Annotated in this window: 15 protein-coding genes and 1 pseudogene; 14 read left to right on the top strand and 2 right to left on the bottom strand. The window is 75.1% G+C overall.

Annotated elements, in window-relative coordinates:
* Nucleotides 1-145: 145 nt before the first annotated feature.
* From ACIPUC_RS03945 to ACIPUC_RS03915, 7 genes and pseudogenes are all read left to right on the top strand, one after another.
* Nucleotides 146-1,237 carry a hypothetical protein gene (locus tag ACIPUC_RS03945; RefSeq protein ID WP_446586589.1) on the top strand — a complete coding sequence of 364 codons (1,092 nt, stop codon included), beginning with the start codon at nt 146-148 and terminating at the stop codon, nt 1,235-1,237.
* Nucleotides 1,238-1,317: 80 nt separating this feature from the next.
* A pseudogene (locus ACIPUC_RS03940) lies at nt 1,318-1,390 on the top strand.
* Between the two features lie 74 nt (nt 1,391-1,464).
* A complete protein-coding gene (locus ACIPUC_RS03935) occupies nt 1,465-2,601 on the top strand; it encodes a gala protein (protein WP_446586588.1) in 1,137 nt (378 codons plus the stop codon).
* A complete protein-coding gene (locus ACIPUC_RS03930) occupies nt 2,598-4,301 on the top strand; it encodes an ankyrin repeat domain-containing protein (RefSeq protein ID WP_446586587.1) in 1,704 nt (567 codons plus the stop codon). The genes ACIPUC_RS03935 and ACIPUC_RS03930 overlap by 4 nt, the downstream gene beginning before the upstream one ends.
* Nucleotides 4,298-5,497 (top strand): AAA family ATPase, encoded by a 1,200-nt coding sequence (locus ACIPUC_RS03925; protein ID WP_446586586.1) that lies wholly within the window; start codon nt 4,298-4,300, stop codon nt 5,495-5,497. The genes ACIPUC_RS03930 and ACIPUC_RS03925 overlap by 4 nt, the downstream gene beginning before the upstream one ends.
* Nucleotides 5,498-5,510: 13 nt before the next feature.
* Nucleotides 5,511-6,695 carry a vWA domain-containing protein gene (locus tag ACIPUC_RS03920; protein WP_446586585.1) on the top strand — a complete coding sequence of 395 codons (1,185 nt, stop codon included), beginning with the start codon at nt 5,511-5,513 and terminating at the stop codon, nt 6,693-6,695.
* Between the two features lie 96 nt (nt 6,696-6,791).
* The gene (locus ACIPUC_RS03915; protein ID WP_446586584.1) at nt 6,792-7,325 is read left to right on the top strand and encodes a TerD family protein; all 534 of its coding nucleotides are present in this window, start codon (nt 6,792-6,794) and stop codon (nt 7,323-7,325) included.
* A gap of 155 nt (nt 7,326-7,480) precedes the next feature.
* Here ACIPUC_RS03915 and ACIPUC_RS03910 read toward each other — a convergent pair whose 3' ends face one another.
* Nucleotides 7,481-8,116: a TetR/AcrR family transcriptional regulator gene (locus tag ACIPUC_RS03910; protein WP_446586583.1), complete on the bottom strand. Its 636-nt coding sequence runs from the start codon at nt 8,114-8,116 to the stop codon at nt 7,481-7,483.
* Nucleotides 8,117-8,267: 151 nt separating this feature from the next.
* Here ACIPUC_RS03910 and ACIPUC_RS03905 point away from each other — a divergent pair, with 151 nt between their 5' ends.
* The 7 genes from ACIPUC_RS03905 (at nt 8,268) to ACIPUC_RS03875 (ending at nt 15,011) form a co-directional block, all read left to right on the top strand.
* On the top strand, nt 8,268-9,065 hold the full coding sequence (locus tag ACIPUC_RS03905; RefSeq protein WP_446586582.1) for a phosphatase PAP2 family protein: 798 nt from the start codon (nt 8,268-8,270) through the stop codon (nt 9,063-9,065).
* The gene (locus ACIPUC_RS03900; protein WP_446586581.1) at nt 9,062-9,997 is read left to right on the top strand and encodes a hypothetical protein; all 936 of its coding nucleotides are present in this window, start codon (nt 9,062-9,064) and stop codon (nt 9,995-9,997) included. The genes ACIPUC_RS03905 and ACIPUC_RS03900 overlap by 4 nt, the downstream gene beginning before the upstream one ends.
* Before the next feature lie 76 nt (nt 9,998-10,073).
* Nucleotides 10,074-10,340: a GlsB/YeaQ/YmgE family stress response membrane protein gene (locus tag ACIPUC_RS03895; RefSeq protein WP_446586779.1), complete on the top strand. Its 267-nt coding sequence runs from the start codon at nt 10,074-10,076 to the stop codon at nt 10,338-10,340.
* Nucleotides 10,341-10,375: 35 nt separating this feature from the next.
* Complete coding sequence (locus tag ACIPUC_RS03890) at nt 10,376-10,564, top strand: hypothetical protein (RefSeq protein WP_384221577.1); 189 nt, start codon at nt 10,376-10,378, stop codon at nt 10,562-10,564.
* 135 nt (nt 10,565-10,699) lie between these two features.
* The gene (locus tag ACIPUC_RS03885) at nt 10,700-12,349 is read left to right on the top strand and encodes a peptide-N4-asparagine amidase (protein WP_446586580.1); all 1,650 of its coding nucleotides are present in this window, start codon (nt 10,700-10,702) and stop codon (nt 12,347-12,349) included.
* 27 nt (nt 12,350-12,376) lie between these two features.
* Nucleotides 12,377-14,023 (top strand): serine/threonine-protein kinase, encoded by a 1,647-nt coding sequence (locus ACIPUC_RS03880; RefSeq protein ID WP_446586579.1) that lies wholly within the window; start codon nt 12,377-12,379, stop codon nt 14,021-14,023.
* Between the two features lie 70 nt (nt 14,024-14,093).
* A complete protein-coding gene (locus tag ACIPUC_RS03875) occupies nt 14,094-15,011 on the top strand; it encodes a squalene/phytoene synthase family protein (protein ID WP_446586578.1) in 918 nt (305 codons plus the stop codon).
* Here ACIPUC_RS03875 and ACIPUC_RS03870 read toward each other — a convergent pair.
* Nucleotides 14,995-15,729, bottom strand: a complete 735-nt coding sequence (locus ACIPUC_RS03870) for a transglycosylase SLT domain-containing protein (RefSeq protein ID WP_446586577.1) — start codon at nt 15,727-15,729, stop codon at nt 14,995-14,997. The genes ACIPUC_RS03875 and ACIPUC_RS03870 overlap by 17 nt on opposite strands.
* Between the last annotated feature and the right edge of the window lie 22 nt (nt 15,730-15,751).

Below are 15,751 nucleotides of genomic sequence, written 5' to 3'. Positions count from 1 at the left end.
GGGGGGACGTCAAGACACGTGTACGAGGAAGCTAGGAAGGCGACGGGCGCAGCGTCACTAGATCTGAGCAAAACTTGAGCATAACGATCCGGCCCGACCGCAGATCCTGTGGCGGGTCCGGGCCGGAACGGGAGAAAGGGCGGGGATGGGGACAGGTTCGGTACGGGTCGAGGGCAATGCGCTGCTTTTGGGAGAAGGGGTGCAGATCCGCTTCATCCGGACGCTGCGGCTGCCCGAATCGGGTACGCACGCACTGCCGCCGGGGCTGGGGGAGTTCCCGCTGCGGCGGGTCGAGGACTACCCGGACACGGCGCCGCCGGAGTGGCTGGCCAAGGGCGGCGTGATGCTGCCGGTGTACCTGCGCGAGGCGATGTGGCTGAGCTTCGGCCGGAGCGCCGAACCGGCCGCGCTCCAGGTCGGGGTCGGCAAGGTGTGCGCGGTGTCGGGCGAGCGCTGGACGGGGCGGCTGGGCCGCGACCCGCAGAACTACGTGGTGCTGCCCCGCCAGCCGTGGCTGGACGGGATCAACTCGGGCGACGGGACGGTGCGCCAGTTCGTCGCCGTACCGCTGGGGCTCGGCGCCACCGTCGAGGGCCAGGTGACCGGCGAGGAGACCACCGGCGGGGTGCAGCTCCAGGCGTTCCCGCTGGGGGAGCAGGCGCTCGCCGAATGGCGGCGCGCGCAGCGCGAGGCCCGCAGGGCGGGGCCCCGGCAGCCCGGGGCCGGCCCGGCGGCCCCCGGCGGCTTCGCGGGCTACGGCGGACCCCCGCCCATGCCGATGGCGGCTGCGCCGCCGGGCGGCCTGCCCGCGCCGGTTTCGGCCCCCGCCGCGGGAGCGCCGCCCGCGGCTCCGGCCATGGGGCTCGGCGTCGGCGGCTCCATGCGCCAGGAGGTCTACCGGGACGACCGACCGCTCTCCGCCTGGGCCGGGGAGCCGGCCGCGCGGGTCTTCGTCCACCTGGTGACCCCGCCCGCGTGGCGCCGTATCACCGGGGAGGACGCGCCGCCCTCGCCGGTGGACCGGGCCGCCTACACCCAGGCCGGGCTGCCCTGGTTCGACTACTACGACGAGTCCGGCGCCGACCTCGCGCCCACCGCGCCCCTGGCCGGGGTCAAGCCGGTGGGGGAGTGGCTCGGCGACGACCACGCCCCCTGGGCGGAACCGGGTCCCGCGCAGGTCAAGCCACTTGGAAACGCCCCGAGGCCGGGCAAACCCGTACAGGACGGCAACTGGTAGACCTATCAGGGCAGTCGGGAATCGATCACCCAAACTGGTGATCGATTTCCGGCCGCCGGGCCGGTATGATCGCCCGCAGCAAGGCCGTAGCGCAGAGGTCGTCGCGCCCACGCATCGAGCTGGAGGACGCCGGTTCGAATCCGGCCGGTCTTGCGTCTACTTCTGCAGTTCTCGTCTTCACGTCATGATCGACGCCGGGCACCGGCGAAGGAACCGGTGGAGTGGTGATGACACAGCCGACACCCGTACGGTGCCCCGCGATCGAGCACCCCGACCTGCCGCCGGCCGACCCGGCCGGCCTCGACCCGCTGCTCGCCCGGCTCGCCGCGGACCGGCCCGTCGAGACCGACGAGACCTTCCCGCTCGGCACGCTGCGCACCGACGGCCGCGTCGACCTCTGCAAGCAGGGACTCGGCCCGGAAGGCGCCGCCCGGCTGCTGCCGGCCGCGGCCGCCTCCGCCCACGCCACCCACCTGCTGCTCGGCACCAACGCCATCGGCGACGCGGGCGCCCGCACCCTGGCCGGCGCCCTCACCGGCGGCCACCGGCTGCACACCCTCTACCTCGGCTGCAACCGCATCGGCCCCGACGGGCTGAGCGCCCTGGCCGGCGCCCTCGCCGACGACACCACCGTCCGCGCCCTGTGGCTCAAGCGCAACCCGCTCCTCGAGGACGGCGCCCGCACCCTGGCCGCGCTGCTGCGCCGCAACACCGCCCTGCGCACCCTCGACCTGGTCAACACCGGGACCGGCGCCGACGGCGTACGCCTCCTGCTCGACGCCCTGCTGGACCGCGGACAGCCCCTGGAACGGCTCTTCCTCGGCGGCAACGGCCTCGGCCCCGACGCCGCCCCGCTGCTCGCCGCCCTGATCCGGGAGGCAGGGGTGCGCGAGCTGTACGTGCCGGCCAACCACCTCGGCGACGAGGGCGCCGCGACCCTCGCCCGCGCCGCGGCCGACTCCGCGCACCCGGTCCGCCTGGGGCTCGGCGGGAACGGCATCGGCGCCGCCGGAGCGCGCTCCCTGGCCGCGTCCCTCGGCGGCATCGAGGCCCTGGACCTCGGCCGGACCATGTCCGAGCGAAGCCTCGGAGCCCCCGGCAACGAGCCCGGCGACGAAGGCGCGTACGCCCTGGCCGCCGCCCTCCCCGGCAGCCCCCTGCGCCGCCTGGAGCTGCGCCACACCGGCCTCACCGGCCGCGGCGCGAAGAGCCTGCTCGCCGCGGTGCCCGACAACAGCCCCCTGGAGTACGTCGGCCTGGGCCCCGGCCTGCCCCGCCGCGTGAAGCGCTCCTTCACCGAACGGCTCCGTCCCGCCCGGGCCGCCCACCCGGACCTGCGCGCCATCGGCAGCGTGTACCGGTGAGCGTGGAGAACGCCGAACTGCACGGCGGCTTCCGGCCGGAGGACGGCCCGGCATGGCAGCGGATCCGCCGCTACGCCGTGCCCGGCTGGATGATCGAGCGGGCCACCGCGCACCGGCTCGCCGGGGACTGGCGCAAGGCCTGCGCCGCCGCCGCCGTGGACATCGGCTTCGAGCTGCCCGAACTCGAGGCGCGCTACGGCGCCGACGTCGCCGAGGCCGTGGCGCAGGATCTGCGGCACCTCGCCCCGGACCTGCTGCGCTGGCACCTGCCCCGGCTCCTGGGCGGCCGCACCACCATCGCCCCCGCGCTGCGGATCCTGCTCGCCCGGTACGGGGGCCCCGGCGGCCCGACCCTGTCGGTCACCACACCCCTGATGACCGAAGGCCCGCAGCGGCTGCGCCTGCACTGCGCGCCGGTCGTCACCAAGAAGTGGAAGGTCTACACCGGGCACGGCTTCATATCCGAGGACTGGACCGCGGTCCGGCCGTTCTGGGACGCCCGCTGCGCGTCCGAGCTGGGCGCCCGCTTCGCCGGACCGGACGGCCTCGCCGAGCGGGTCGCCGAGCTGCGGGCCCGAGGAGACGTGGTCGAGGCCCATGCGGCGGCGGGCATCGAGTGCGACCTGGCCGTCCCCACCCCGCAGCCGTACCAGCGCCCGGCGGACCCGGAGGCCCTCCTCGCGCAGATGCCCCTCGAGCTCACCCGGCTCGCGCCGGAGGTGGCGCGCCTCGTGGCGGCCGGAGCGGGGGACCGCTACCGGATCGCGGCCACCTGGCGCAGCTACCTCCTGCTGGAATCCGCCGGTCCCGACCGGCTCCGGGCCCGCGTCGTCGAGCAGGCCGAGGCACTCGCCGTCCCGCCCCTGCCCCGCTACGCCTGGCAGCGGCTCCCCGACCTCGAACTGGTACGGACCGGCCGGATCACACCGCGCGAGCTGCACCCGCTGGTGGCCGGCGCGCTGTTCCCCGGCGCCGGACCGGCCGCGGGACCGCCCGGCCCCGACACCGGCAGGCCGGTACGGGTGCGCTGCCGCGGCGGCTGGCACGAGGTGCGCTCGCGAGGCGGCGTACTCGACGTACCGCACACCCCCGAGGAGCAGCGACGGGAGCGTGCCATGCGGGCGTTCGGCGGCGCGGTCTCCGGATGCTTCGCCGTGCAGCAGATCTGGACCACGGGCGAGGGGCGGCTGCCGCGCGCCCTCCAGGCCCAGCGGCACGAGCTCTTCCTGCGCGCCCAGCACGGCGACACCCCGGGTGTGCTGGCGCTGCTGGACGCGGGCGTGGACCCGCGGATCCGGGACGCACGCGGACGCGGGCTGCTGCACACCCTCCACCTGCTCGACCACGAGGCGCTGCTGCCCCGGCTGCTGGCCGCCGGACTCGACCTGGAGGCGCGGGACAAGGCGGAGCGCACCCCGCTGCTGTCCGCGGTGCACTGGGGCGGTTCGGCGGACCTGGTCAGGGCCCTGCTGGCGGCCGGCTCCCGGATCGACGTCGTCGACGAGATGGAGCTGTCGCTGTCCCAGGAGATCCGCCGCTACAAGCGCACCGACCTCGCCTTCCTGCGGGACCGCGCCGACGAGGAGTTCCCGGGCATCGGCGCCGACTGGTTCGACGAGCACATGGAGTACCGCGAGGAAGACGAGGACGAGGAAGACGACGCCGAGGACGACGCCGAGGACGAGGACGACGCCGCATGAGTGCAACCCAGCCCCAGCCCGCCCGCGCCCTGGCCGCCGCCGACGCCCTGGGCGCCCGGCTGGGCGCCACCCGCACCGAACCCGCCACCAACCCCCAACTCGAGGCGCTGGCCCTGGCCGTGACGGCCAATCAGCCCGTCCTCCTGTGGGGTGAGCCGGGCATCGGCAAGTCCGCCGGCATGGAGCAGCTCGCCACCGCGCTCGGCGTGCCGCTGGAGACCGTCATCGCCAGCGTCCACGAGCCCTCCGACTTCGCCGGGCTGCCCATCGTCGGCGAGGACCCCGCCACCACCGGCGTCCCCATGGCACCGCCGGACTGGGCGGTGCGCCTCGCCCGCACCGGCCACGGCCTGCTGTTCTTCGACGAGCTGTCCTCCGCCCCGCCGGCCGTGCAGGCGGCCCTGCTGCGCGTGGTCCTGGAGCGCCGGGTCGGCAGCCTCGAACTCCCGGCGGCGGTACGGATCGTCGCCGCGGCCAATCCGCCCGCCAGCGCCGCCGACGGCTGGCACCTCAGCCCGCCGCTCGCCAACCGCTTCGTCCACCTCGACTGGACGCACAACCCGCGCACCGTGGCCCGCGGCATGGCCGGGACCTGGCCCGAGGTGGCCATCCCGGCCGTCGACCCCGCCAAGGCCTCCGGCTCGGTCGCCCGGGCCCGCGGCGCCGTCTCCGGCTTCCTCACCGCCCGGCCGGGCCTGGTCCACCACATGCCGGCCGAGGCCGCCGGACGGGGCCGCGGCTGGCCCTCCCCGCGCACCTGGGAGATGGCCCTGCGGCTGCTGGCCACGGGGTACGCGGCCTCGACGGGCCGGGAGGCGCTGGCCGCCGCGCTCACCGGCGCCGTCGGCGAAGCCGCCGGGATCGAGCTGCTCTCGTACCTGGAGCACCTCGACCTGCCCGACCCGGACCGGGTGCTGGCCGACCCGGACGCCTTCGCCCTGCCCGAGCGCGGCGACCGGCAGCTGGCCTTCCTCATCGCCGTGGTCGCCGCCGTGCAGAGCGAGCTCACCCGCCCCCGCTGGGAGGCCGGCTGGGCGGTCCTCGCCAAGGCCGTGGACGCCGGCGTGCCCGACGTCGCGGCCCGCGCCGCCGCCGACCTGGCCGCGATGCGCGACCTCGACTGGCCGGTGCCCGCCGGCATCGACGCGTTCGTGGAACTCCTCCAGCTGTCCGGCTCCCTGCCGGGCGGCGACTGAGCCCGGGCCCGCGGTGCGCCCGGCCCTGGACCGCGCGAAGCTGCTGGCAGCCCGCTACAAGGCCGCCGAAGCCCGCCCCTACCTCGCCTCCGCGCTGTACGCCCTGACCGTGGTCCCCTCGGACGGGGTGCGCACCATGGGCGTCGACCGGCACTGGCGCTGCTACGTCTCGCCCGCCTTCGTCGAGGCGACCCCGGTCGTCGAACTGGCCGGGGTGTGGATCCACGAGGTGGCGCACCTGCTGCGCGACCACCACGGCCGGGCCGAGCGCCTGCCGGCCGCCGACCAGCGCGATCCGGTCCGGGTCAACATCGCCCAGGACTGCGAGATCAACGACGACCTGCTCGCCGACGGGCTGGCACTGCCCGAGGGGCGGATGGAGCCCAGGCTCTACGGCCTGCCCACGGGCGGCCTGTTCGAGACCTACCTCCCGGCGATTCCCCGCACACCCCGCGGGCCGGACTGCGGTTCCGGCGCACACGGCACCCCCGCGCCCTGGGAGCTGGGCGAGGACGGCGGCCCCGCCCGGGTCGGCCCGGTGGAGGCGGAGGCGCTGCGCCGGCAGACCGCCCAGGCCGTACGGGCCCACCAGCGCACCCGGGGCCGGATCCCCGAAGGCTGGGCCCGGTGGGCCGAGGAGCTGCTGGAGCCCACCGTCGACTGGCGCCAAGCCCTGTCCGGGGCCGTCCGCGAGGCCGCCGCCTGGGCGGCCGGCGCGGTGGACTACACGTACCGCCGCCCGTCGCGCCGCACCCCCGCGCTCGGTGGCCGGGTGGTGCTGCCCAGCCTGCGCAGGCCGCTGCCGCGGGTGGCCGTCGTCATCGACACCTCGGGATCGATGGGCCCGGACGACCTCGCGGCCGCGCTCGCCGAAGTCACCGGCGTGCTGCGGGAGGCGGGGCTCGGCGGCAACCGGGTCGCCGTCCTCGCCTGCGACGCCGACGTACACGCCGTGACCCGGGTGCGCAGCGCCGGCGAGGTGACCCTGGCCGGCGGCGGAGGCACGGACATGCGGGTCGGCATCAGCGCCGCGCTGGCCCTGCCCGACCGGCCGAACGTGGTGATCGTGCTGACCGACGGCTACACGCCGTGGCCGGACGAGACACCGTCCTGCCGGCTCATCGCCGCGCTCCTCGGGGAGGACCCGCCCGCGCCCCCGGCCTGGGTGGAGAGCGTACGGGTCGGCCTCGCCACGTGAACGGCGTACTGGCCGGGAACGTACGGTCGTTCGGACCGCGGCGGGGGACACGTGGGAGCATGGCCGGGCAATACCCGTAAGCGAAGGGGGAGTTCCGTGACTGGTGTACGCAAGGGCCTGGCCAAGGTCGAGATCGGGCTGCGGTGGGACCCCAGCCCCGCCGGAACGCCCGCGCACGACCTCGACATCGTCGCCGCGGTCTTCGGCGCCGCGGACCTGCACGGGGTACCCGTCCACCTGGTCCACTTCGGCAGCCGCTCACCCGACGGCACCATCACCCTGAACCGGGACAGCCACACGGGCCAGGGCTTCGGCTTCGACGAGGTGATGACCCTCGAACTCAACCGGATGGCACCGGATCTGCAGCGCGTGGTGGTCGGCGTCATCATCCAGGACACCGGCGCGGAGCGCGCCATCACCTTCGCCGATGTCGCCGGGACCGGCCTGCGCATCCGCGAGGGATATACCGATCTCGCCCAGGGCGACTTCGGCTCCGTCCCGTCCGCCACCGCGGCGACGGTCGCCGAGTTCACCCGCGACGCCTCGGGAGCCTGGTCCCTCGACGCACGCCTGCACGGCTTCGATTCCGACCCGGAGGAGTTCACCCGCACCATGGGCGTGCTCCGCTGACGGCGGGCCACCTCTCTTCCGCGGCCGATCGGACCGGACGGCGGTCACTCCTCGAGTGAGGGACCGCCGCCCGGTCCAACTGGCGCGCTGCCGCCGTCCCCACGAGGCAGCGCGGGCAGGTCACCGTCCGGTCATCGGGACGGCGGCCCGCCGGTTCAGTGGGCCCCGGGGGTCCTGGGAGTCCGGGAGGTTCCCGGCGGTGTGAGGCCCAGGGAGGGGAGCACGACCGCCTCGACGAAGCGGAGCAGGTAGTCGGCGTCGGCGTCGCGCCCTTCGAGCACCGGCCGGATGCGCAGCACACCCATCAGCTGCGCGGGCAGGAACTCCACGGCCGGGTGGTCCGCGGTGATCTCCCCGCGCGCCACCGCCCGTTCCACCATCGCGGCGAAGGCGGCCAGCTCCGGCTCGACCAGCGCCTCGCGCAGCGCGGCCTGCAGTTCCGCGTCGCTGAGCACCGCGTGCCCGAGGGCCTGCATGAGCCGGGTGTCGCGCCCCGAGGTGCAGGCCGCGATTCGGGCCGCCTCGCGCAGGTCGCCGGCCAGTGTCCCGGTGTCCACCGCGACGAGCGTGCCCTGCCGGTTCGCGCGCAGGGCGGCGGCGACGAGCCGGGGCTTGGTCTTCCACTGCCGGTAGAGCGTGGACTTGCCGCAGCTGGCCCGCGCGGCGACGCCCTCCATGGTCAGGGCCTCGTAGCCGTGCTCGCGCAGCTGCTCCAGGACGGCGTCGAAGAACTCCTGCTCCCGCTCCGGAGTGATCTTGGAGCGGCGCGCGGTGGTCGGCGTCGACGTCATGGGGTGCGGCTCTCCTCTGGGGCGCCTCGGCGGCATCTTCCAGTGCGAGTGTACGGGAACGCAAGCGTATCGGTACACCCTCGTATCGATACGCGAATGTATCGATACACTGGCGTGTCGATCTGTGCGCAACAGGAAGAGAGACCGGGGGATGACCTCCCAGACCACACCCGCAGGGGCGGCGGCGGACCGCAAGGCCGCACGCCGCCGCCTCATACGCGAGCTGCTGCTCGTCGCGGGACTGTTCACCGTCTACAAGGCGGGCCGCACCCTCTCGACCGGACGCACCGAGGAGGCCTTCCGCAACGCCGCGCGCATCTGGGACGCCGAGCGCGCCCTGCGCCTCCCCGGCGAGGGAGGGGTACAGCGCCTGCTGCTGCACGGCGACGCCCTCGTCCACACCGCCAACACCTACTACGCGGCGGTCCACTTCCCGGCGACCGCGCTCTTCCTGATCTGGCTCTACCTGCGCAGGCCCGACCACTACCTCTGGGCGCGCCGCGTGCTCGCGGTGCTCACCGCAGCCGCCCTCGCCCTGCACCTCGCCTTCCCGCTCGCGCCCCCGCGGATGCTGGGGGCCGCGCACCTGGTCGACACCGGACAGGTCTACGGGCCCAGCGTCTACGGGGCCGCGCCGGCCACCGACACCATGGCCAACCAGTTCGCGGCGATGCCCTCCCTGCACTTCGGCTGGGCCCTGATGCTCGCGCTCGGCATGATCGCCGCCACCTCCGGCCGGTGGCGCGCCCTGTGGCTGCTGCACCCCGCGCTGACCCTGTTCGTGGTCGTCGGCACCGCCAACCACTACTGGCTCGACGCCATCGTGGCGGCCCTGCTCCTGGGAGCGGCCCTGCTGCTGGTCCCGCGCCGGGGAACCGCCGCTGTCCCCGTACGCGGGCTGCCCCGTCCGCGGCGCGCCGCGCCCGCGCCCGTCGGGGCCGACCGGTGAACGCCACCGCCCTCGCCGTCGGCCTGTGCCTCGCCTCCGCCGTGGCCTACGCGGCCGCCGCCGTGGCCCAGGAGCGGCTCGCCCGCGCCGGAGCCGCGCGCACGGCCAAGGCCCTGCTCGGCAACGGCGCCTGGTGGTGGTCGGCCGGACTGAACGCCGCCGCGGCCCTGCTGCACGCGGCCGCCCTGCGGTACGGGCCGCTCACGCTGGTGCAGCCGCTAGGCGCGCTGACCCTGGTGGCCGCCGTCCCGCTGGGGGCGCGCGGATCCGGCCGGCGGGTGGCGGCCACCGAATGGCGGGGCACCCTGGCCACCGTCACGGGCCTGGGGCTCCTGCTGCTCCCGGCCTCCGGGCCGGCCCCCGACGACACGCTCACCCTGGCCGAGGCGCTCGCCGTCTCCGGGACCACGGCCGCGGTGATCCTGCTGCTGACCGCCGTCAAGGACCCCCGCTCCGGGCTGCGGCACGCCACCGCCTCCGGGCTGGCCTCGGCGGCCGCCTCGGCCCTCACCCAGACCGTGGCCGTGGCGGGCGGCCGCGGCGGATCCCTGTTCAGCGCCCGGGTCGTCGCCGTGGGCCTGCTCGTCGTGGTGTTCGCCGTCGGCGGGATGCTCCTGTCGCAGCGTGCCTACCGCGGCGGGCTCGGGGCCCCGCTCGCCGTGGTGAACCTGGCCAACCCGCTGGCCGCGGCCGCCATCGGCATGGTCCTGCTCGGCGAACGCCTCCAGGGCGGCGCGGTGGGGGTGCTGCTGGCCGCGGCAGGCGCCCTGGCCGCGACGCGCGGTGTCCTCCTGCTGACCCGTACGCCGCCCGGTCCGGCTCCCGTCCGGACCTCGGCCCCGACTCCTGCCCAGGCACCCGCTCCCGCGTCCGCTCCCGTCCCGGCGCCCGGTGCACCGCTCGGCGTGCTCGCTCCGGCCCGCCACCGCTGAGTGCCGGAGAACCGTTTCGGCCCCGGTCGCGTCCTCCCTGGCGAACCACCCGAACACCGAAACGGAGCGCATGGACATGGGGATCATCGGCTGGATCATCCTGGGACTGCTGGCCGGCGGCATCGCCAAGGTCCTGCTGCCGGGCCGGGACCCGGGCGGCCTGATCGGCACCACCCTCATCGGTGTGGCCGGCGCCTTCACCGGCGGCTGGCTCTCGGCGAAGTTCCTGGACCGCCCGGTCCAGACCCAGTTCTTCGACCTGGCCACCTGGGGCTCCGCCATCGCCGGCTCGCTGGTCCTCCTGATCGGCTACCGGATCCTCTTCGGCAACTCCCGCGACTGAGTGTCCGGACGCGGCGGGCGGGGAAGGGACGGGGCATGAGCCGACGCGCGTACGTCGCACGCGGGGTTCCCGGCGGCTACCGGATCTGGAAGACCAAGGGCGGCCGATGGTGGGGCGACCTCTACGAGCTCTGCCCCGACGACCTCCTCGCCGAGCTGAACGGAAAGGCCGATCCCGAGAAGATCACCGCGCTGCTCAAGCGGTACCGCGCGCTGAAGCGCTAGCGCCGTGACCGGAAGCGGCGCCGGGGCGCGGCGCTCCCGGTCGCCGGCGACCACGACGACCGACCGGCGATTTCAAGCCAGGGCCGGGGCATCGGATCTGGCGCCGCCCGGGCGGGCCGGTTTCACTGCTGGCCCATGAGACGACACAGGATCATGGGCCTGCTCGGCGCGCTGACCCTCGCCGCGGCCACCCTGGCCGGCACCGCGGGACCCGCGAACGCCGCCGACCCCGCACCGGCTTCCGCCCCCGGAGGCGAATCACCGCCCGCCGAGTTCGGCACCGACTGGCACGACCCCCTCACCCCCGCCCCGCCCGTGGCCCGGCCCGGGAGCCGGTCCTGCGAAGTCACCCTCGCGGAGGCGCAGTTCCGTGACTTCACCCCGTACCGGGGCAGTTACGCCCCGCCCGAGGGCTGCGGCGCCGACCAGTGGGCCGCGGTGGTGCTCCGCCTCGACGGCAAGGTCAAGGGCCGCCAGTACGACCGCCTCGGCCACCTCTCCCTCGGCGGCGTCGAGATCCTGCGCACCTCCACCCCCCAGCCCTCGCCGGACGGCATCACCTGGTCGGTCGAGAAGGACGTCACCCGCTACCGCGACACCCTCGCCCGCCCGCAGTCCGTCGAGATGCTCATCGGCAACGTCGTCAACGACACCTACACCGGGGTCATCGACGTCAAGGTCACCCTCACCTTCTACGCGGCCGAGGGCCGCACCCCGGCCGCGTCCGACACCCCGGACCGCGTCCTGCCGTTGACCGCCCCGTCCGTCACCACCCCGCGCAACACCGAGCGCCTCCTCGCCGAGGTGTACGCCACCGGCTCCGGCGGCGGCTGCGAGGAGTACTGGTACATGACCACCCCGGACGCGGCCCCGTACTCCTGCAAAGCGGAAGGGGGCCCCTACCGTGAGGTCCGCGTCTCCGTCGACGGACAGCTCGCCGGCATCGCCGCCCCCTTCCCCACCGTCTGGACCGGCGGCTGGTCCAACCCCTTCCTCTGGTACGTCACGCCCGGCCCCCGCGCCTTCGACGTGCAGCCCATCCGCTACGACCTGACCCCCTACGCCGCCCTCCTCAACGACGGCCGCCCGCACCGCATCGAGGTGTCCGTGGCCGGGGTGCCGGCCGGGCAGAGCGGCTGGAGCACCCCCGCCAACCTGCTGCTGTGGCAGGACGAGGCACGGGAGGTCGTCACCGGCGCCCTCACCCGGCACGAGCAGGGCGACCCGGCCAGCTCCTCCCGCTGGACTCCCGCCGCACCCGGCGGCGAACACCGCCTCGACACCGAGGGCGGCCACCGGCTGACCGTCGCCGGGCACCTCGACACCTCCCACGGGCGGGTCACCACCACCGTCACCCGCGCCGTGCACAACACCTCCGCCCACCGCTGGACCGAGGGCGAGAACCGCGACGCGCTCACCGCCACCTGGACCGACGACGAGACGGTGACCCGGGGGGCCACCGCGACCCGCACCCACCGCACCTACACGATGGACGGCGAGACCACCCTCGGCGCCGGCGACCGGCTGCGCACCGTCCTCTCGCTCGGCGACCGCGCCGACACCGCCACCGTGCGCGGCGGGCGGAAGGTCGACTCCTCCCGGCTCGACGACCGGTACACGGGAGACGCCACCTACACCGCGAACGTCCCGCGGGACCAGCGGCACGCGGTCGCCACCACCTCCGCCCGCTCCCGCCTGTACGGGTCCTCGGCGCCCGGCGGGTGCTACGACCGCACGGTCACCGCCGTGCAGGGCACCCTCACGGTGGACCGCCGGCGCTGCTGACACCGCAGCCCCCTACGATGACCGGCCATGGACACGAGTGAGGCCGGCAGACAGCCGATCGACGGGCGCTTCGAGCTGGTGGCGCCCCTGGGCAGCGGCGGCATGGGCACGGTCTGGCGTGCCCGCGACATCGCACTGCACCGCGAGGTCGCGCTCAAGGAGGTGCGCCCGCCGGACCCGGCGACCGCCGCCGCCCAGCCCGGTCTCGCCGGCCAGCTGCGCGAACGGGCCGTCCGCGAGGCCCGGGCGCTGGCCCGCCTCGCCCACCCGCACGTGGTGACGATCCACCACATCGTGGAGCCCCCCGAGGGTTCGGACGGCCATCCGTGGATCGTGATGGAACTGGTCAAGGGCGGTTCCCTGCACGACCGGCTGGCGTCCGGCCCGCTGCCGGTGGCGGACGTGCTCCGGCTCGGCCTCGACCTCCTGTCCGCCCTGCGCGCCGCGCACGCCGAGGGGGTCCTGCACCGGGACGTGAAACCGGCCAACGTGCTGCTGCGGCCCGACGGATCGGCGGTGCTCACCGATTTCGGCATCGCAGCCCTGCACGGTTCGACCGGGCTCACCTCCACCGGCGTGCTGATCGGCTCGCCTGAGTACATCGCACCCGAGCGGGTCCGCGGGGAGGAGGGGCTGGCCGCCTCCGACCTGTGGTCGCTCGGCATGCTGCTGTACGTGGCCGCGGAGGGGGTCCACCCGCTGCGCCGGGCCACCAGCCTCGCCACCGTGGTGGCCGTGCTCGACGAGCCGATCCCGGCGCCCGTACGCTCCGGCCCGCTGGCGGCCGTACTGGAACGGCTGCTCGTACGGGATCCGGCCGCACGGCCCGACGCGGCGCAGCTGGAGCAGCTGCTCCGGGATGCGAGCACCGCTCTCACCACGGCCCCCGCGACCCCCGCGGCTCCGCCGGTCGTCGGGCAGTACGGGCCGCCCACGCCGCCGCCGTTCGGCCCGGTGCCCCACCCGTACGCGGCCACCGCGCCCCTCCCGGCGGCGGCCCCGCGCAAGCGCCCGGTCCTGCTCGGCGCAGCCCTCGCGGCGGTCCTCGTCGCCGGCACGGTCGGGATCGTCAAGCTGCTGCCGGACGGCACCGGCTCCGGCGGCGGCGCGAAGGGAGGCAGCGGCCGCCCCGGCGGCACCGTCAGCAGCGCCGCCCCCTCCGGCAGCGCGGTCCCCGTCGTTCCCCCGGCCCCCGGCCCCAAGGCGAGCACGGGCAAGGGCGCCGCCGCCGAGGGCAGCCTGCTCACCCCCGCGGGCATCCGGACCGCCCTGGCGGCCCTGAAGCAGCAGACCGGCACCACCAGCTTCGTGAACCTGCGGATCTACGACTCCTACGTCATCGCCGACGTCCCCACCGCCCCCGGAGCCAAGACCGTCGACTCCTGGCAGTACCGCGACGGCGGGGTCACCCGCACCGGCCCCGCCGGCACCGTCAAGGACCGCGCCCCGCTCATGGACATGGCCACGGTCGAATGGGACACCCTGCCCGCCCTCCTGGAGCAGGCCAAGCAGGACCTGGGCGTGGCGAACCCGACCTCCCGCTACGTGATCGTCGAGCCCTGGATGATGGACCAGAGCCCGTCCATGCGGCCCTACCTCAGCGACGAGTACGGGCAGGGCGGCTACGTCCTGGCCGGCACCGACGGCAAGGTCAGGAAGGTCTACCGCTCCTGAGGCGGCCGAAGCCCGCCGCCCGGGGTCTGCGATCCTGATCTCCGCACCGTTTCCAGGGAGCAGGACCACCATGCCGAGCTGGCGCACCACACTCACGGCCGCCGGGATCTCCGGCACCCGGCTGCGGGACGACTACACCCACGCCGCCCGCCGGGTGCTCCGCCGCGAACCCGCCCCGTACCTCGCGCTGCGCCTGCTCGCCGCGCCGCCCCTGGTGCCCTGGCTCGCCGCCGGCCTCGCCTTCATGAACCTGGTCGACGACGTGGCCGAGACCGGCACCCCGGCGGAGCGGGCCGCCAACCTGGCCGCGCTGAGCGAGCGCGTCGAAGCGGCCCTGAAGACCGGGGACAGCCCGGACCCGGTGCTGCGCGCCTACGCGCACGCCGTGGACACCCGCGGCCTGCCCGCGCAGTGGGTCTCCCGGTTCCTCGAAGGCGCCGCCACCGCGGAGGCCGCCTTCGACGGCTTCGCCGCCGAGGAGGACTTCCAGGACTACCTCGACGCCTACGCCTGGCCGGGGGTGCTGGTCTTCACCGGCCTCCAGTACCAGGGCGGCCCCGACGCGGAACAGGCCGCGGGCTGGCGGCGGTTCGTCGACGCCGCCCAGCGGGTCGACTTCCTCGCGGACCTCGCCGGGGACCTGGCCGACGGCCGGCTCTGCATCCCGCGGGCCCGCCTCGAGGAGCATTCCGTGACCCGTGCCGATCTCGAACAGGCCCGCGACACCCCTGCCGTACGCGCGCTGCTCGCCGCCGAAACCGGCCGCGCCCGAGCCGCCCTCGACGCCACCGACGGCATCCTCGACCTCGTCGACCCCGGGCTGCGCCCGGTGACCGCGACCATGGCGGAGCTGATGGCCCACCAGCTCACCGCCGTGCAGCGCGCGGGAGTCACCGCCCTGCGCAGGGACGTCGGGTACGGCCTCGCGGCCCCCCTGCGCACCCTGCTCCGAGCCCGGGCCCTGAGGATTTCTAGTAGGGCCCGTTGACGTTGTCGATGGAACCGTAGCGGGCGGCCGCGTAGTTGCAGGCGGCCGTGATGTTCGCGACCGGGTCGTAGGAGTCCAGCGAGGTACCCGGCACGTGGTAGGCCTTGAACGTCGGGTCGATGACCTGGAGCAGGCCCTTGGACGGGATCCCGTTCTGGGCGTTGATGTCCCAGTTGTTGATGGCGAGGGGGTTGCCCGAGGACTCCCGCATCACGTTGCGGTGAATTCCGTTGTAGGTTCCGGGAATTCCGTGCTTGGCCATCACGGCGAGGGACTCGCGGATCCAGCCGTCGAGATTGTTCGCGTAGGCGGGCTTGGCGGCCGGCTTGATGGCGGGCCGGGCGGCGGACCTGCTCGCGCGGGCGGTCTCGTCCTGGGTGCCGAGGTTCAGTTTGATACCGGGGCGGATGATCGCCGGGTTTTCGCCGATGACGCTCCGGTTCGCCGCGTAGAGCTTCTTCCAGCCGCCGCTCACGGAATGCTCCGCGGCGATCTCGGAAAGGGTGTCGCCGGCGACCACGGAATAGGTCGCGGGAGCGGCGTTCACGGGAGCGGTGACCGCGGAACGGGCCGCGGGAACGGTGGCCGCCTCCGCCGCCCCGGCGGTGGTCGTGCTGATCAGGGGGAGGGCGAGCGCCGCGCTGCCCGTGCCGGCCAGGGCCAGCTTGCGGGTGATCGGGTGGTGCTTCGGCCGACGGTGCTTTCCCTTTGCGGGCATGGCGCATTTCCTCACGTGGGGG

The organism is Streptomyces sp. LARHCF249 (assembly GCF_052871255.1).
Note: the sequence above shows the minus strand (reverse complement) of the source record. Positions and strands in the feature narration are given on the sequence as shown.

Excerpts from the sequence above, each read along its gene's own strand:
- ACIPUC_RS03945 (WP_446586589.1), top strand. The coding sequence starts at position 146 with ATGGGGACAGGTTCGGTACGGGTCGAGGGCAATGCGCTGCTTTTGGGA.
- ACIPUC_RS03935 (WP_446586588.1), top strand. The coding sequence starts at position 1,465 with ATGACACAGCCGACACCCGTACGGTGCCCCGCGATCGAGCACCCCGAC.
- ACIPUC_RS03925 (WP_446586586.1), top strand. The coding sequence starts at position 4,298 with ATGAGTGCAACCCAGCCCCAGCCCGCCCGCGCCCTGGCCGCCGCCGAC.
- ACIPUC_RS03910 (WP_446586583.1), bottom strand. The coding sequence starts at position 8,116 with ATGACGTCGACGCCGACCACCGCGCGCCGCTCCAAGATCACTCCGGAG.
- ACIPUC_RS03905 (WP_446586582.1), top strand. The coding sequence starts at position 8,268 with ATGACCTCCCAGACCACACCCGCAGGGGCGGCGGCGGACCGCAAGGCC.
- ACIPUC_RS03895 (WP_446586779.1), top strand. The coding sequence starts at position 10,074 with ATGGGGATCATCGGCTGGATCATCCTGGGACTGCTGGCCGGCGGCATC.
- ACIPUC_RS03890 (WP_384221577.1), top strand. The coding sequence starts at position 10,376 with ATGAGCCGACGCGCGTACGTCGCACGCGGGGTTCCCGGCGGCTACCGG.
- ACIPUC_RS03885 (WP_446586580.1), top strand. The coding sequence starts at position 10,700 with ATGAGACGACACAGGATCATGGGCCTGCTCGGCGCGCTGACCCTCGCC.
- ACIPUC_RS03880 (WP_446586579.1), top strand. The coding sequence starts at position 12,377 with ATGGACACGAGTGAGGCCGGCAGACAGCCGATCGACGGGCGCTTCGAG.
- ACIPUC_RS03875 (WP_446586578.1), top strand. The coding sequence starts at position 14,094 with ATGCCGAGCTGGCGCACCACACTCACGGCCGCCGGGATCTCCGGCACC.
- ACIPUC_RS03870 (WP_446586577.1), bottom strand. The coding sequence starts at position 15,729 with ATGCCCGCAAAGGGAAAGCACCGTCGGCCGAAGCACCACCCGATCACC.